At 59.9% G+C, this 15,718-nt stretch carries 16 protein-coding genes; 10 read left to right on the forward strand and 6 right to left on the reverse strand.

The annotated features are described in order from the left end of the window. Window positions 1–23 precede the first annotated feature (23 nt). A complete protein-coding gene (gene ribA, locus FO014_RS21065; protein WP_105231309.1) occupies window positions 24–617 on the reverse strand; it encodes a GTP cyclohydrolase II in 594 nt (197 codons plus the stop codon). A 295-nt stretch (window positions 618–912) separates the two neighbouring features. Between ribA and pgpB the strand changes: the two genes are divergently transcribed. The 3 genes from pgpB to lapB all read left to right on the forward strand — a co-directional run bounded on the left by pgpB (window position 913) and on the right by lapB (window position 3,450). Beyond that, on the forward strand, window positions 913–1,677 hold the full coding sequence (pgpB, locus tag FO014_RS21070) for a phosphatidylglycerophosphatase B (protein WP_105231308.1): 765 nt from the start codon (window positions 913–915) through the stop codon (window positions 1,675–1,677). Window positions 1,678–1,968: 291 nt separating this feature from the next. Further along, window positions 1,969–2,271, forward strand: coding sequence for a LapA family protein (locus FO014_RS21075; RefSeq protein WP_105231307.1), 303 nt, complete (start codon window positions 1,969–1,971; stop codon window positions 2,269–2,271). A gap of 6 nt (window positions 2,272–2,277) precedes the next feature. Then, complete coding sequence (gene lapB, locus FO014_RS21080; RefSeq protein WP_105231306.1) at window positions 2,278–3,450, forward strand: lipopolysaccharide assembly protein LapB; 1,173 nt, start codon at window positions 2,278–2,280, stop codon at window positions 3,448–3,450. 41 nt (window positions 3,451–3,491) lie between these two features. Here the strand turns inward: lapB and FO014_RS21085 are convergent, their stop codons facing one another. Continuing rightward, window positions 3,492–3,773 (reverse strand): hypothetical protein, encoded by a 282-nt coding sequence (locus tag FO014_RS21085; protein ID WP_160030937.1) that lies wholly within the window; start codon window positions 3,771–3,773, stop codon window positions 3,492–3,494. Window positions 3,774–4,047: 274 nt separating this feature from the next. On the opposite strand from FO014_RS21085, the gene pyrF reads away from it, so the two are divergent. Both pyrF and yciH read left to right on the forward strand, forming a co-directional pair. Then, window positions 4,048–4,776 (forward strand): orotidine-5'-phosphate decarboxylase, encoded by a 729-nt coding sequence (gene pyrF / locus FO014_RS21090; RefSeq protein WP_160030938.1) that lies wholly within the window; start codon window positions 4,048–4,050, stop codon window positions 4,774–4,776. Window positions 4,777–4,789: 13 nt separating this feature from the next. Further along, window positions 4,790–5,116, forward strand: a complete 327-nt coding sequence (yciH, locus tag FO014_RS21095) for a stress response translation initiation inhibitor YciH (RefSeq protein ID WP_160030939.1) — start codon at window positions 4,790–4,792, stop codon at window positions 5,114–5,116. Window positions 5,117–5,301: 185 nt separating this feature from the next. On the opposite strand, the gene osmB is transcribed toward yciH, so the two are convergent. Beyond that, complete coding sequence (osmB, locus tag FO014_RS21100; RefSeq protein ID WP_015672500.1) at window positions 5,302–5,520, reverse strand: osmotically-inducible lipoprotein OsmB; 219 nt, start codon at window positions 5,518–5,520, stop codon at window positions 5,302–5,304. A 443-nt stretch (window positions 5,521–5,963) separates the two neighbouring features. Here osmB and araD point away from each other — a divergent pair, with 443 nt between their 5' ends. Continuing rightward, window positions 5,964–6,659 carry an L-ribulose-5-phosphate 4-epimerase gene (gene araD / locus FO014_RS21105; RefSeq protein WP_160030940.1) on the forward strand — a complete coding sequence of 232 codons (696 nt, stop codon included), beginning with the start codon at window positions 5,964–5,966 and terminating at the stop codon, window positions 6,657–6,659. 10 nt (window positions 6,660–6,669) lie between these two features. Here araD and FO014_RS21110 read toward each other — a convergent pair whose 3' ends face one another. Further along, window positions 6,670–7,416, reverse strand: a complete 747-nt coding sequence (locus FO014_RS21110; RefSeq protein ID WP_160030941.1) for a DeoR/GlpR family DNA-binding transcription regulator — start codon at window positions 7,414–7,416, stop codon at window positions 6,670–6,672. A 179-nt stretch (window positions 7,417–7,595) separates the two neighbouring features. Here FO014_RS21110 and fsa point away from each other — a divergent pair, with 179 nt between their 5' ends. Next, window positions 7,596–8,261: a fructose-6-phosphate aldolase gene (fsa, locus tag FO014_RS21115; RefSeq protein ID WP_160030942.1), complete on the forward strand. Its 666-nt coding sequence runs from the start codon at window positions 7,596–7,598 to the stop codon at window positions 8,259–8,261. A gap of 230 nt (window positions 8,262–8,491) precedes the next feature. Beyond that, the gene (gene kdgT, locus FO014_RS21120) at window positions 8,492–9,475 is read left to right on the forward strand and encodes a 2-keto-3-deoxygluconate transporter (RefSeq protein ID WP_160030943.1); all 984 of its coding nucleotides are present in this window, start codon (window positions 8,492–8,494) and stop codon (window positions 9,473–9,475) included. Between the two features lie 71 nt (window positions 9,476–9,546). Here the strand turns inward: kdgT and araA are convergent, their stop codons facing one another. Together araA and FO014_RS21135 are read right to left on the reverse strand one after the other, a co-directional pair. After that, window positions 9,547–11,049 (reverse strand): L-arabinose isomerase, encoded by a 1,503-nt coding sequence (gene araA / locus FO014_RS21125; RefSeq protein ID WP_160030944.1) that lies wholly within the window; start codon window positions 11,047–11,049, stop codon window positions 9,547–9,549. A gap of 24 nt (window positions 11,050–11,073) precedes the next feature. After that, window positions 11,074–12,768, reverse strand: coding sequence for a ribulokinase (locus FO014_RS21135; RefSeq protein ID WP_160030945.1), 1,695 nt, complete (start codon window positions 12,766–12,768; stop codon window positions 11,074–11,076). Window positions 12,769–13,135: 367 nt separating this feature from the next. On the opposite strand from FO014_RS21135, the gene FO014_RS21140 reads away from it, so the two are divergent. Both FO014_RS21140 and araG read left to right on the forward strand, forming a co-directional pair. Continuing rightward, on the forward strand, window positions 13,136–14,119 hold the full coding sequence (locus FO014_RS21140; RefSeq protein WP_105231298.1) for an arabinose ABC transporter substrate-binding protein: 984 nt from the start codon (window positions 13,136–13,138) through the stop codon (window positions 14,117–14,119). A 60-nt stretch (window positions 14,120–14,179) separates the two neighbouring features. Beyond that, window positions 14,180–15,715, forward strand: coding sequence for an L-arabinose ABC transporter ATP-binding protein AraG (gene araG, locus FO014_RS21145; protein ID WP_105231297.1), 1,536 nt, complete (start codon window positions 14,180–14,182; stop codon window positions 15,713–15,715). Window positions 15,716–15,718 lie beyond the last annotated feature (3 nt).

The following is a 15,718-nucleotide window of genomic DNA, read 5'->3' on the forward strand; positions in this document are numbered from 1 at the left end:
CGCCCTGATTATTTTAGCGTGGGTTACTTCTGGTCCAGCAGATGGCCCATTTTGGCCGCTTTGGTCGCCAGATAACGCTCATTTTTCGGGTTGCGGCCGACGATCAACGGCACCCGTTCGACGATGTTAATCCCGGCTTCACTCAGGATTTCCACCTTTTTCGGGTTATTGGTCAGCAGACGCACCGCATCCACGCCCAGCAGTTTAAACATGTCCGCACACAGGGTGAAGTCACGCTCATCCGCCGCGAAGCCCAGCTGATGATTGGCCTCCACCGTATCGGCGCCTTTGTCCTGCAGCGCATAGGCGCGGATTTTGTTCAGCAGGCCGATGTTGCGGCCTTCCTGGCGGTGATACAGCAGGATGCCGCGGCCTTCTTCGGCAATGTGCTCCAGCGCGGCTTCCAGTTGGAAACCGCAGTCGCAGCGCAGGCTGAACAGGGCGTCGCCGGTCAGACATTCCGAATGTACGCGCGCCAGCACCGGCGTATCGCCGCTGATATCGCCGAAAACCAACGCCAGATGATCGTGCCCGGTGGCGAGTTCTTCAAAACCCACCATCAGGAAATCGCCCCAAGGTGTCGGCAGTTTAGCCTCTGCCACCCGTTTAAGCTGCATGTTACTCTCCAACACTTTCGATTCAATCGCTGCAACGCATGGTACGTCCGACATGAACGCCTGACCAGCATTAAACGCGCCGCCGCGTATTCTAATGGCTTATTATCGACTATTCTGCCATAACTTCTTGCCCAGTGGTGCTCAGCAAACCAGCATCCGGCGCCGTGCGCCACCTATTGATGCAATAGGGGGCCGGGCTTTCCTCCGCCTGGCGGCCTGCGTCCGTGCCGTCTGCTATGTTCTTGAGATTACAAGGTTGTTACACTGCGCTCTGAACCATAACCGGGATGATAAAATGTTTGATATCGCAAAACGCACCGCCGGCGGAACCCTGTTGCTGTTGTTAATACCGCTGGCCGTTTGGCTGACCGGCTGGCAATGGCAGCCCGGCGGCGATAATGCGCTGCTGAAAGTGATGTTTTGGATGACGGAAACGGTCACCGCGCCGTGGGGCATACTGACCAGCGTGCTGTTGTCGGCCTGGTTTTTGTGGTGCCTGCGCTTTCGTCTTAAACCGGCGATCGGGCTGATGGTGCTGCTGCTGGCCTCGATCCTGGTGGGCCAGGGGATAAAATCGCTGATAAAAGAGCAGGTGCAGGCGCCGCGACCGTTCGTGATGTGGCTGGAGCAGCAGCACAATATCAGTGAGGAACACTTTTATTCGCTGAAGCGTAAGCAGCGTGCGGCGCTGGTGAAAGATCAGCTGCAGGGGCAGCCGCTGGTGCCGGAGTGGCTGCGCAAGCACTGGCAGTTTGAAACCGGTTTTGCTTTCCCTTCCGGCCATACTACGTTTGCCGCCACCTGGGCATTGCTGGGCGTCGGCCTGTTGTGGCCGCGCCGGCACTATAAAACCGTGGCGGTGCTGATGGTCTGGGCCGCCGGCGTGATGATCAGCCGTCTGCTGCTGGGGATGCACTGGCCGCGCGATCTGGCGGTGGCGACCTTAATCAGCGCATTACTGGTGGCGATCGTCTGCTGGCTGGCGCAGCGCTGGTTCGGGCCGTTGACGCCGCCGCCGGAAGAACAGCAGGAGATCGCACATCGCGGCCACAGGCGTTAGGCCGTTGTTGTGACGATGTCACGTTGGCGGCGAATGCCCGTCGCCAACGTATTAATCCCCCCGCCTTGTAATTTATCGCTTTCGCCCCCATTTCATTATTAATTCACTATTTTGAGATGCGTTCTCATCTGGGTGTCCGATGACGTCGTTATTGCCGAATATACCAGCGTCTTTATGCATTTATCGCACGCCAGGGTTTCCCTGCCGCTGCGGGAAATGCTAACTTAATGTATTACGGACGCCACCCTTGGGCATAATTCATCCGATAAACTCGGCATCGCGGGAAAGAATGTGAAATATTTACTTATTTTTTTGCTGGTTCTGGTGATCTTCGTTATTTCCGTAACGCTTGGCGCGCAGAACGATCAGGTTGTGACGTTTAATTATCTGGTGGCGCAGGGCGATTACCGGGTATCCACACTTCTGGCGACGCTGTTCGGCATGGGGTTCGTACTTGGCTGGATTATCTGCGGCCTGTTTTATCTGCGTACGCGCCTTGCCCTGAGCCGCGCCGAGCGGAAAGTAAAAAGGCTGGAGTCGCAGCTGGAAACGCCAGCTGAACCGGTGACTCAGCCCGTTGTCAGCAAGGAATAACCTTCTATGTTAGAGCTGCTGTTTCTGTTGCTGCCCGTGGCTGCCGCCTATGGCTGGTACATGGGGCGCAGAAGTGCTCAGCAGGATAAACAGCAGGAAGCCAACCGCCTGTCGCGTGAATATGTGGCCGGGGTTAACTTCCTGCTTTCCAACCAGCAGGACAAAGCGGTCGATCTGTTCCTCGATATGCTGAAAGAGGACAGCAACACCGTGGAGGCCCACCTGACGTTGGGTAACCTGTTTCGTTCCCGCGGCGAAGTCGATCGCGCCATCCGTATTCACCAGGCGCTGATGGAAAGCTCGTCGCTCACCTTTGAGCAACGCCTGCTGGCAGTACAGCAGCTGGGGCGCGACTACATGGCCGCCGGGCTGTATGACCGCGCTGAGGATATGTTCAGCCAGTTGACCGGTGAGCAGGACTTCCGGCTGGCCGCGCTGCAGCAACTGCTGGTGATTCACCAGGCGACCAGCGACTGGCAGAAGGCCATTGAAGTAGCCGAGCGTTTGGTCAAGCTGGGTAAAGACAAACAGCGCGGCGAAATCGCGCATTTCTACTGTGAGTTGGCGCTGCAGGCGATGGGCAGCGACGATCTCGATAAGGCGATGTCGCTGCTGAAACGTGCCGCCGCCGCGGACAAGCAGTGCGCCCGTGTATCGATCATGGTCGGCCGCATCTGTATGGCGCAGGGCGAGTATGCCAAGGCGGTGGAGTCGCTCAAGCGAGTGCTGGATCAGGATAAGGATCTGGTGAGTGAAACCTTGCCGATGCTGCAGGAGTGCTATCAGCACCTGCCGCAGCAGGAAGCCGCCTGGGCCGAGTTCCTCAAGCGCTGCGTGGAGGAGAACTGTGGCGCGACGGCAGAGCTGATGCTGGCCGAAGTGATCGAGCAGCATGAAGGGCGCGACGTGGTGCAGGTGTATATCAACCGTCAGCTGCAGCGTCACCCGACCATGCTGGTGTTCTACCGCCTGATGGACTACCACCTGGCTGACGCGGAGGACGGTCGTGCGAAGGAGAGCCTGCTGTTGCTGCGCGATATGGTCGGAGAACAGATCCGCACCAAGCCGCGCTACCGCTGCCATAAGTGTGGCTTTACCGCCCATTCGCTCTATTGGCACTGTCCGTCATGCCGCTCCTGGGCTTCGGTGAAGCCGATCCGCGGGCTGGATGGCCAATAAAAAACGGGGCGAATCTTTCGCCCCGTTTTTTTAAGCGTGACCTATTTCTTCTTGCCGCTTTTGACGTTTATCTTCAGCAACTGCCGCAGTTTTCTCAACTCTTTCTGGCTCAATGGGGCTTCAACCACTTCTGTGGTTTCCTGGCTGTCAATCTCCGCCTGTCGCTGCGCCTTTTTCTGACCGGCGGCCGGCACGGCGAAACTGTCCGCCAGGCGCTGGCAAACTTCCGCGCTCAGCGAGCATTCGCCGGCCAGCGCTGCGGCTCTGACTTTCTCTTTCAGCTCAAGAGGGATTTTTATCGTTAGGGTAGATATCTCGCTCATGTTACAGCCTTGTATGAGATAGGGAGGCTTCACGCTAATCCAGCCAGATTACGCCGTCTAGTGAGTCACAAAAAATTAATATTGGGCCTGTCAGCGGAGGCTGGCTCCGCAGATAAAAAAGTGCGGGGCAGAATGCCCAGACATCGTGCAGTTAACGCCTTGCGGCTGGGATTTCCGGCGGCCGGCATGTAGAATGCGGCGTGCCGTTTTTGCGGGTTCGCCCTGCGGAGTACTCCGGGGAAGGCCGATGTCCATTTTACAAAGGGTAAAAGCAATGAGTTCTGAAAGTAACGTTAATAACAATGGCTTAAAATCATCTCCGATCGTTGTTGCGCTGGATTATGCCGATAAGAACGCCGCGTTAGCCTTTGTCGATCGCATCGACCCGCAGGATTGCCGCTTAAAAGTGGGCAAAGAGATGTTTACCCTGTTCGGCCCGCAGCTGGTGCGCGATCTGCACCAGCGCGGCTTTGACGTATTCCTTGATTTAAAATTCCACGATATTCCCAACACCACGGCGCATGCGGTGGCGGCGGCGGCCGAGCTGGGCGTGTGGATGGTTAACGTCCACGCCAGCGGCGGCGCGCGCATGATGAGCGCGGCAAAACAGGCGCTGCAACCATATGGCGCCGATGCGCCATTGCTGATTGCCGTCACGGTGCTGACCAGCATGGAGGCGGAAGACCTGCGCGCGATCGGCATCGACATCAGCCCGGCGGAGCAGGCGGAACGTCTGGCGCGCCTGACGCGCGACTGTGGCCTGGACGGCGTGGTGTGTTCCGCTCAGGAAGCGCAGCGGCTGAAAGCCGCCTGCGGCAGCCAGTTCCAGCTGGTGACGCCGGGGATCCGCCCGCAGGGCAGCGCGACCGGCGATCAGCGCCGCGTGATGACGCCGGTCGAGGCGCAGGCTGCCGGCGTCGACTATATGGTGATCGGTCGTCCGATTACCCAATCCGCCGACCCGGCCGCTACGCTGGCCGCTATTCGCGCATCATTGCGATAATTCGGAGGCCAGGATGAAAGACAACAATAGCCGGCTGGTTTACTCCACCGACGGCGGGCGAGTGAAAGAAGAAGAGGCCAAACCGCAGCGTCCGCGCGGCGACGGTATCGTACGCATTCAGCGGCAGACCAGCGGCCGTAAAGGCAAGGGCGTTTGCCTGATAAGCGGTCTCGATCTGGATGACGGCGCACTGGACAAACTGGCGGCGGAGCTGAAGAAGAAATGCGGCTGCGGCGGTTCGGTGAAAGACGGCGTCATCGAAATTCAGGGCGACAAGCGCGATCTGCTCAAACAGCTGCTGGAAGCAAAAGGCATGAAGGTCAAGCAGGCGGGCGGTTAAGCGGATATATAGCCATGCCGCGGTGGTGCATTGCGGCATGGCTTATCGTGTGTTTGGGCGGTGAACCCGGTGACTGCAGGAAAAAGCCACAGACAAAACAGAGCGACCTGAAATTATTTTTTTCGTTATCTACAACCTTGCCGCTTTTGCCGGTTTACCGACAGCGGTCTGCGCCATCCGTCGGGTTATTTACCAACCTGATGACCGATGATCCCACCGACTGCCGCGCCGCCAAGCGTACCTAACGCGCTGCCGTCGGTCAGTACTGCGCCGCCGACTGCGCCGGCGCCGGCGCCGATAGCGGTATTACGATCGCGCTTGGACATGTTGGAGCAGGCGCTCAGCGAAAATGCCAGCGTAATCGCCAGAGCGGCGGTAGCAAAACGTTTGTTAATGATCATCATAATGACTTCTCCTTAGCATGGGCTATATGGAAGTGCCTTAAGTAAGTATATACCCTGTCACTTTCCTGCTGCTTTTTTGTTGACGTCGGCGTTGAGTGCCGCCGCCAGCGTATGCCGCCGAAAGAGACCGGGCACAGGCGTAAACCATACATCAAGCCTGCTATTCACACCCATACAGTAACAAATAAACCGCCGACACAGGGCCTGCGGATAAAACTACGGCAAACCGCGCCGCAGTATTTAAGTATAAATAGTTACATTTCCATTTGCAGGTAAATATTCTGAAACTTTTGCGGAGGTACCGGTTTCAGCCTGTGCTGACGCGCGGGCGCACGCTTTGCCCGCGGCAGCAGAAAGCTGCCTGTCTTTAGCCAATTTGCCCATACCCGTTGCCGCCGGCGCCTTTGACAATAGCGGCAAAGCCGGTGAATTGAGGAAAGACGATGCTTAACGCGCTAAAACAGCAGGTTCTGGCGGCGAATCTGGCGCTGCCGCGCCATCGCCTGGTGACGTTTACCTGGGGCAACGTCAGCGGCGTGGACCGCCAGGCGGGGCTGATGGTGATCAAACCGTCCGGCGTCGAGTATGAGGCGCTGTCGCTGGAGGATATGGTGGTGGTGGAACTGGAGAGCGGCAAGGTGGTGGAAGGTAACAAAAAACCGTCATCCGATACCGAGACGCACCGCGCGCTGTATCTGAATTTTGACGACGTCGGCGGCGTGGTGCACACCCATTCCCGCCATGCCACCATCTGGGCGCAGGCCGGTCTGGATCTTCCCGCCTGGGGCACCACCCATGCCGATTATTTTTACGGCGACATTCCCTGCACCCGTAAAATGCACGATGCCGAGATCCAAGGTCGCTATGAGTGGGAGACCGGTCAGGTGATTGTGGAAACCTTCCGCCAGCGTCAGCTGGACGCCGCCGCGGTGCCGGCGGTGCTGGTGCATTCACACGGCCCTTTTGTCTGGGGCGCGGACGCCGCCAATGCGCTGCATAACGCCGTGGTGCTGGAGGAGATCGCCTATATGGGGATCTTTTCACGCCAGCTGTCGCCCGACCTGCCGCAGATGCAGCCGACCCTGCTGGATAAGCACTACCTGCGCAAACACGGCAAGCATGCCTATTATGGCCAGTAAGCGCAGGGCGTTATTCGCCCACCATATCGAGCTGTACGCCCTGATGCTGCAGTAATTGCTGATAGGCCGGCGCCAGCCGGGTGTCGGTGATCACCCGGCTGATTTGCTGCGGCGTCGCCAGCGGGTTGGGCTGTATCTGGCCGAACTTGGAGGCGTCGGTCAGCACGATGTTCTCCACGCCTTTCGCCAGTACGGCGTTGACCACATCGGCGCGCATCATATCGCGGCCGGTAAAGCCGGTATCGGCGTGATAACCGTCGATACCGATAAACGCCTTACTGAAATGCACCTGCTGAATGCACAGGCGCGTCAGCGGGCCGACCACGGTTTCACTCTGCTTCTGATACATCCCGCCGAGGACAATCACCTCACAGTCGCTCTCTTTCAGCAACTGGGCGATATAATGGCTGACGGTAATCAGCGTGATATGCCGCCGTTCCGCCAGGTAGCGCGCCAGCAGGGCGTTGGCGCTGCCGCTCTCGATAAAGATGGTTTCGCCGTCGTTGACCTGTGACGCCGCATAGCGCGCCAACTGCTGTTTAAGCACGAAGTTGGACATCATACGGGCATCGACGTCATCGCTTTCCAGCGCCACGGCGGCGCCGTGGATGCGCTTTAGATAGCTGCGCTTTTCCAGCAGATTCAGATCCTGCCGGATGGTCACTTCCGAAACGCCAGACGCACGCGCCAGTTCGCTGACGCTGATGCGGCGCCGCTCGTTGACCCATTGCAAAATGCTCTGTTGTCTTGCGTTCATAGGTTCCTGATGGGGCGGAGTGCGCCTGTTTTCAAAGAGATAGTCGGTGCGGGCGATCATAGCACGCCGCGCCGGCGGGGTAATGCGCTAAAACCTCTCTGCATCGTCAGCGGCGCGCTTTTGGTTTAGCATAGGGTAAACAGCGTTTGAATCAGCAGATAACTATGCAGGAGTCCGACATGGAAATTTACCTCGATAGCGCGGATGTCACGGCGGTAAAACGTCTGGCGCGGGTGTTGCCGTTACAGGGGGTGACCACCAACCCGAGCATTGTCGCCAAAGAAGGCAAGCCGCTTTGGGAGGTGTTGCCGGCGCTGCGTGATGCATTGGGTGGCACCGGCAAACTGTTTGCACAGGTGATGGCGAATGATGCGGAGCGGATGGTGGCGGACGCGGTGCTGCTGAATCAGCGTGTACCGGGGCTGATTGTGAAGATCCCGGCGACGGGCGAAGGGCTGGCGGCGATGAAAAAGCTGCAGTCGATGTCGATTCCGACGTTGGGCACGGCGGTGTACGGCGCCACGCAGGGGCTGCTGGCGGCGCTGTCCGGCGCCGAGTATGTAGCGCCGTACGTAAACCGCGTCGATGCGCAGGGCGGCGATGCGCTTGAAATGGTGCGGGAGCTGCAGCAACTGCTGACGCTGCATGCGCCGCACGCCAAAGTATTGGCCGCCAGCTTTAAAACGCCGCGTCAGGTGCTGGCGTGCATGCTGACGGGCTGCCGCGCGGTCACCTTGCCGGTCGAGGTGGCTGAACAGCTGATCGCCACGCCTGCGGTGGATGCGGCGCTGGCGACGTTTGAGCAGGACTGGCAGGCGGCGTTTGGCAGTACGGTATTGAGCTGAGCAGACCTCCATGTCATCAGGCGGCAGACTGCCGCCTTTTTTGTGCGCTGGGTTTTATTTTGGAATGGTAGGTCTATAAAAATAAAACATCGTTTTAATTTTATGCATGCGATCACTTTTATTCCTGTCGTGAACCGTTAGTGTGGATAGCCCAATCGTTTCGCAGCGGCCCGGGAAGGCGGCAGTCGACGATGCGTTGCTATAACCAGTTCATCCAGACGGAGTGAGTGATGCAGATAAAACGTGCGATAGACAAGATCCCGGGCGGCATGATGTTGGTGCCGCTGTTCATCGGTGCGGCTTGCCACACCTTTGCGCCGGGGGCAGGCAAATATTTCGGTTCGTTTACCAACGGGTTGATGTCCGGCACGGTGCCGATCCTGGCGGTATGGTTCTTCTGTATGGGGGCGGCGATCAAACTGAGCGCTACCGGCACCGTATTACGCAAATCCGGTACGCTGGTGGTGACCAAGATCGCAGTCGCCTGGGTGGTGGCGGCGGTGGCCTCGCGCCTGCTGCCGGAACATGGAGTGGAAGTCGGCTTCTTTGCCGGGCTGTCGACGCTGGCGCTGGTGGCGGCGATGGACATGACCAACGGCGGCCTGTACGCGTCGATTATGCAGCAGTACGGCACGAAAGAAGAGGCCGGGGCGTTTGTTCTGATGTCGTTGGAGTCCGGGCCGCTGATGACGATGATTATTCTCGGTACCGCCGGTATCGCCTCGTTTGAACCTCATGTGTTTATCGGCGCGGTGCTGCCGTTCCTGGTGGGATTTGTGCTGGGCAATCTAGACCCGGAACTGCGTGATTTGTTTGGCAAAGCGGTGCAGACGCTGATTCCGTTTTTTGCCTTCGCGCTCGGCAATACCATCGATCTGAGCGTTATCGCCCAGACCGGCCTGCTGGGGATCCTGCTGGGCGTCGCGGTGATTATTGTCACTGGCATTCCGCTGATCGTCGCCGATAAACTGATTGGGGGCGGCGACGGCACCGCCGGCGTGGCGGCATCCAGTTCGGCCGGCGCTGCCGTGGCGACGCCGGTGCTGATTGCCGAAATGGTGCCGCAGTTTAAGCCGGTGGCGCCAGCGGCGACCGCGCTGGTGGCCACCTCGGTGATTGTGACGTCGATTCTGGTGCCGATCGTGACCGCGATCTGGTCGCGGCGGGTAAAGGCGAAAGCGGCGATGCGTGAACACATCGCGATGGTGAAATGAGTGCTCAGAATAATGGGCAGAAAATGCCGGTCAGTGAACCTGACCGGCATCCGGTCCGAGTGGTGAAACAATCACCGACGGTTCAGTTGGTAATACACTTCATTCCAGCGCAGTTCATTCTTGAAGGCCGGCAGCGTTGTCTCATTATCAATCAGCAGAAACTCAATGTTGTGCATCTCTGCATATAAACGCAGGTAGTCGGCGTTCAGCGCCTGTGAGAACACCGTATGGTGAGCGCCGCCGCCGAGGATCCAGGCTTCGGCGGCGGTGGCGAGCGACGGCTGCGCCCGCCAGATGGCGCGCGCCACCGGCAGCTTCGGCAGCGGGTGTGGCTGCTCTATGGTATCGACCTGATTCACCAGCAGACGGAAGCGGTCGCCCATGTCGATCAGGCTGGCGTTGACCGCCGGCCCGGCCGGGGTGGAGAAGATCAGCCGCGCCGGATCGTCTTTACCGCCGATGCCGAGCGGCTGCACGTCCAGCAGCGGTTTCTGCTCGGCAATCGACGGGCAGACCTCCAGCATATGAGAACCGATCACCAAATCATTGCCCGGCTGGAAGTGATAGGTATAGTCCTCCATAAAGGAGGTGCCGCCCTGCAGTCCGTCGGCCATCACTTTCAGAATGCGCAGCAGCGCGGCGGTTTTCCAGTCGCCTTCGCCGCCGAAGCCGTAGCCCTGCTGCATCAGGCGCTGCACCGCCAGCCCCGGCAACTGCCGCATGCCGTGCAGATCTTCAAAGTTGGTGGTGAAGGCGTGGTAACCGCCCTGTTGCAGGAAACGCTGCATCCCCAGTTCGATACGCGCGGCGTCCAGCAGATTCTGCCGCTTGGCGCCGTGCAGGGCGACCGCATCGCTCAGCGTGTAGCTGGCTTCATAGTCGTCGATCAGCGCGTCCACCTCGCCGTTGCCGACCTCGTTAATCACGCTGACCAGGTCGCCGATGCCGTGCGCGTTGACCTCATAGCCGAACTGAATCTGCGCGCCGACCTTATCCCCTTCGGTCACGGCCACCTGACGCATATTGTCGCCAAAACGTGCGACCTTCAGCTGTTGGCTCTCCTGACGCGCGGCGGCGACGCGCATCCACTGCGCAATGCGCTGATGAGCCTGCTTATCCTGCCAGTGGCCGGTGATCACACTGTGCTGCTGGCGCATGCGCGCGCCGATAAAGCCGAACTCGCGGCCGCCGTGCGCGGTCTGGTTCAGGTTCATAAAGTCCATATCCATACTGTCCCACGGCACCTCGGCGTTGAACTGGGTATGGAACTGCAGCAGCGGCTTGCTGAGGATTGACAGACCGGCGATCCACATCTTGGCCGGCGAGAAGGTGTGCAGCCAGGTGATAATACCGATGCAGCCCTGCTGATAGTTGGCGTCGCGGCAGACGGCGCTGATTTCATCCGGCGTGGTGAGCAGGGGTTTTAACACCAGTTTCACCGGCAGGCCGGCGTCCTGATTAAGGCTGTTAACCACCTGTTCGGCGTGTTGTTTCACCTGCTGCAGGGTTTGCGGGCCATACAGGTGCTGGCTGCCGATGACAAACCAGACTTCGCGTTGTGTAAATACGTCCATCAGAAACTCCAGGTCGGTTGGCGGTTATTGGGCATGGTCAGGGCATGATGCCGGCGCGGCATAGCGCGGTTCGGCGGCCTGACACCACTGTTGATAGCGTTGATAAAGCTGCTGGTAGCGCGCTACGCGCTGCGGGTCGGGCTGCAGGGTGCGCTCCAGGCCGCAGGCCATATGGCGCTGCGCCGTCGGGATATCGGCATGCCGTCCGGCGGCGACGGCGGCGAAAATCGCCGCCCCCAGCGCGCAGCACTGATCGGAGGCGACAATTTGCAGCGGGCGGTTCATCACATCGGCGCAGGCTTGCATAATGGTCGGCGATTTACGGGCGATACCGCCCAGCGCCAGCACGTTTTCCACCGGAATATCCTGCTGCTCAAAGCACTCCATAATGGCGCGTGCGCCAAAGGCGGTGGCGGCGATCAGGCCGCCGAACAGCGTCGGCGCGTCGGTACCGAGATTAAGATCGCCGATCACTCCCTGCAGGCGCTGGTTGGCATACGGCGTGCGGCGGCCGTTGAACCAGTCCAGCACCACCGGCAGATGTTCCAAAGAAGGATTGGCGGCCCAGGCGTCGGTCAGCGTCGTCAGCAGCTGCTGTTCAATCTGCGCCAGCTGCGGCTGCAGCTCCGGCCGGCTGCGGGCGGCTTCGCGCAGCGGCCAGCTCAGCAGGCGGCCGAACCAGGCGTACATGTCGCCGAATGCCGATTGGCCCGCCTCCATGCCGATCAGCCCAGGCACCACGCTGCCGTCGACCTGGCCGCAGATGCCGGCGATCGCCCGGTCGCCGACGCGTTGAGGCTCGGCCAGCAAAATATCGCAGGTCGAGGTGCCAATCACTTTGACTAGCGTATGGGGACGGGCGCCGGCGCCCACCGCGCCCATATGGCAGTCGAACGCGCCGCCGGACAACACCACCTGCGGCGACAGGCCGAGCCGCTGCGCCCACTCGGCGCTCAGCGTGCCGACCGGCTGTTCGGCGGTCCGGGTTTCTTCAAACAGCGGATAGGGCAGACAGTCAACCAGCAGCGGATCCAGCGCGGCGAAGAACGCCCGCGGCGGCAGGCCGCCCCAGTCAGGGTGCCACAGCGTTTTGTGGCCGACGCTGCAGCGTCCGCGGATAAGGTGCTGCGGCGCCGTAGTGCCGGACAACAGCGCCGGCACCCAGTCGCACAGCTCTACCCAGGAGGCTGCCGCCCGGCGCACCGCCGCATCCTGACGTGAGACGTGCAGGATCTTGGCCCAGAACCATTCCGATGAGTAAACGCCGCCGATATAGCGGGTGTAATCCGCAAACTCGCCGCTGCGGCACAGGCGGTTGATCGCCTCCGCCTCATCGATCGCCGTATGATCTTTCCACAGGACAAACATGGCGTTCGGGTTATCGGCGAACTCCGGCCGCAGCGCCAGCACCTGGCCGTGTTCGTCGATGGGCGCCGGCGTAGAGCCGGTGGAATCGACGCCGATGCCGATCACGCTTTGACGCTGCGTCGGCGTCATACGCTGCACCAGCGCGACAATCGCCTGTTCCATGGCGTCGATATAGTCGCGCGGGTGATGGCGGAACTGATTCTGCGCCGCGTCGCAGTAGTCGCCGCGCTGCCAGCGCGGGTAATAGGCCACTTCGGTATCCAGCTCCTCGCCGCTGCGGCAATCTACCGCCAATACGCGCACCGAGTCGCTGCCGAAGTCCAGTCCCAGGGCGATTGCGTCTGCCGTCATGATAGTGACTCCTGATTAAAAAGGACGGCTATCACCATAAAAGCGCGCCGGGCGGGCCGGTGAGGATACGTTGGCTGGATGTATGCACATTTCTGCTTCCCGCAGCGATTTTGTGATGGCTATCAAAAGTTGGCGACAGACTGAATCGGCTAAATATATGGACTTGTCTGCTGTTATCTCTGGATGTGATAGCGCTCTACATTTCATTAACAAATAACCGCTAAAACTTATCCGGTCTGCATGCCGACGGCGGGCAGGGCGCGCCAATAAGCGCCTTACCGATGAGGCAACCGAAAATACCCTAATGAGAACGTTTTCACTGCGCGAGATTTTCAGCGCCGGGGAGAACCACACAGCGGAGAGCACTATGCATAAATTCACTAAGGCGCTGGCGGCGATAGGACTGGCGGCGGTTATGTCACAATCAGCTATTGCCGAAACCATGAAACTGGGCTTTCTGGTGAAACAGCCGGAGGAGCCGTGGTTCCAGACCGAATGGAAATTTGCCGATAAAGCCGGTAAGGACCTCGGCTTTGAAGTGATAAAAATCGCGGTGCCGGACGGCGAAAAAACCCTGAACGCCATCGACAGTCTGGCGGCCAGCGGCGCCAAAGGGTTTGTAATCTGTACGCCGGATCCGAAACTGGGTTCGGCGATCGTCGCCAAAGCGCGCAGTTATGACCTGAAAGTCATCGCCGTTGACGATCAGTTCGTCACCGCCAAAGGCAAACCGATGGACAGCGTACCGCTGGTGATGATGGCGGCCAGCAAAATCGGCGAGCGGCAGGGGCAGGAGCTGTGGAAGGAGATGAACAAGCGCGGCTGGAACGCGGCAGAAACCGGCGTGATGGCGATTACCGCCAACGAGCTGGATACCGCGCGCCGCCGCACCACCGGCTCGATGGACGCTCTGAAGGCCGCCGGCTTCCCGGAAAAACAGATCTATCAGGTGCCGACCAAATCCAACGATATCCCCGGCGCCTTTGACGCCGCCAACTCCATGCTGGTACAGCATCCGAAGGTGAAACACTGGCTGATTATCGGCATGAACGACAACACCGTGCTGGGCGGCGTGCGCGCCACCGAGGGCCAGGGCTTCAAGGCGGCGGACGTGATCGGCATCGGCATCAACGGCGTTGACGCCGTCAGCGAACTCTCCAAGGGGCAGGCCACCGGCTTCTACGGCTCGCTGCTGCCAAGCCCGGATATCCACGGCTATAAGAGTATCCAGATGCTGCATGACTGGGTAGCGAAAGACGTTGAACCGCAGAAGTTTACCGAAGTGACCGACGTGGTGCTGATCACCCGCGACAACTTTAAAACCGAACTGCAGAAAAAAGGCCTGATGTAATGCCTGAGCCGCCCGGTTTACGTCGGGCGGCGTGTTTTCGCAAGCCATGAGGAAAGCATTATGACCGCCAGCACGCCTTATCTGGCCTTCCGCGGCATCGGCAAAACCTTCCCCGGCGTCAAGGCGCTGGACGATATCAGTTTTAGCTGTCAGGCCGGGCAAATTCACGCGCTGATGGGTGAGAACGGCGCCGGCAAATCTACGCTGCTGAAGATCCTCAGCGGCAACTACGCCCCCAGCCAGGGGGAGATCTTACTGCAGGGACAGCCGGTGCGTTTTAACGCCACCACCGAGGCGCTGGACGCCGGCGTGGCGATTATCTATCAGGAGCTGCATCTGGTGCCGGAAATGACGGTGGCCGAGAATATCTACCTGGGGCAGTTGCCCAGCAGGCGCGGCCTGGTGGATCGTAAACTGCTGCGCTATGAGGCGCGGCTGCAGCTGGAGCATCTCGGGCTGGATATTGACCCGGATACGCCGCTGAAATACCTCTCCATCGGCCAGTGGCAGATGGTGGAGATCGCCAAGGCGCTGGCGCGCAACGCCAAGATCATCGCCTTTGATGAGCCGACCAGCTCACTGTCGGCGCGCGAGATTGAACACCTGTTCCGGGTGATCCGCGAACTGCGCGCCGAAGGGCGGGTCATTCTGTACGTGTCCCACCGTATGGAGGAGATCTTCGCCCTCAGCGACGCCATCACGGTATTCAAAGACGGGCGCTACGTGCGCACCTTTGACGATATGAGTCAGGTGGATCACGAGCGGCTGGTGCAGGCGATGGTCGGCCGCGATCTGGGGGATATTTACGGCTATCAGCCGCGTGAACACGGCCCGGTGCGGCTGCAGCTGGATAATCTGCAGGCGGCCGGAGTGAAAACGCCGATCAGCCTCAGCGTGCGCGCCGGCGAGATCGTCGGCCTGTTCGGGCTGGTGGGCGCCGGGCGCAGCGAACTGATGAAAGGCATTTTCGGCGCCACGCGCGTCGGCGGCGGCCGGTTGACGCTGGACGGCGCGCCGCTGACCATTCGCTCGCCGATCGACGCCATCCGCGCCGGCATCATGCTGTGCCCGGAAGACCGCAAAGCCGACGGCATCATCCCGGTGCACTCGGTGCGCGACAATATCAATATCAGCGCGCGGCGCAAAAGCCTGCGGGCGGGCTGCCTGATCGACAACGCCTGGGAAAACCGCAATGCGGAGCAGCATATCCGTTCGCTCAATATCAAAACCCCCAGCGCCGAACAGCTGATTATGAATCTCTCCGGCGGCAACCAGCAGAAGGCGATCCTTGGCCGCTGGCTGTCGGAGGAGATGAAAGTGATGATGCTCGACGAGCCGACGCGCGGCATTGACGTTGGCGCCAAGCATGAAATCTATAACGTGATTTACCAGCTGGCGCAGCAGGGCATCGCGGTGCTGTTCGCCTCCAGCGACCTGCCCGAAGTGCTGGGGCTGGCAGACCGCATCGTGGTGATGCGCGAAGGCGCGATTTCCGGCGAACTGGCGCACGATGAGGCCAGTGAGGAACAGGCGCTCAGCCTGGCGATGCTGCGCACCCCCGATATTACCCCTGATGCCGCGGCGGCGGTGGCCTGACCG

Source organism: Serratia rhizosphaerae (assembly GCF_009817885.1).
Taxonomy (GTDB): Bacteria; Pseudomonadota; Gammaproteobacteria; order Enterobacterales; family Enterobacteriaceae; genus Serratia_B; species Serratia_B rhizosphaerae.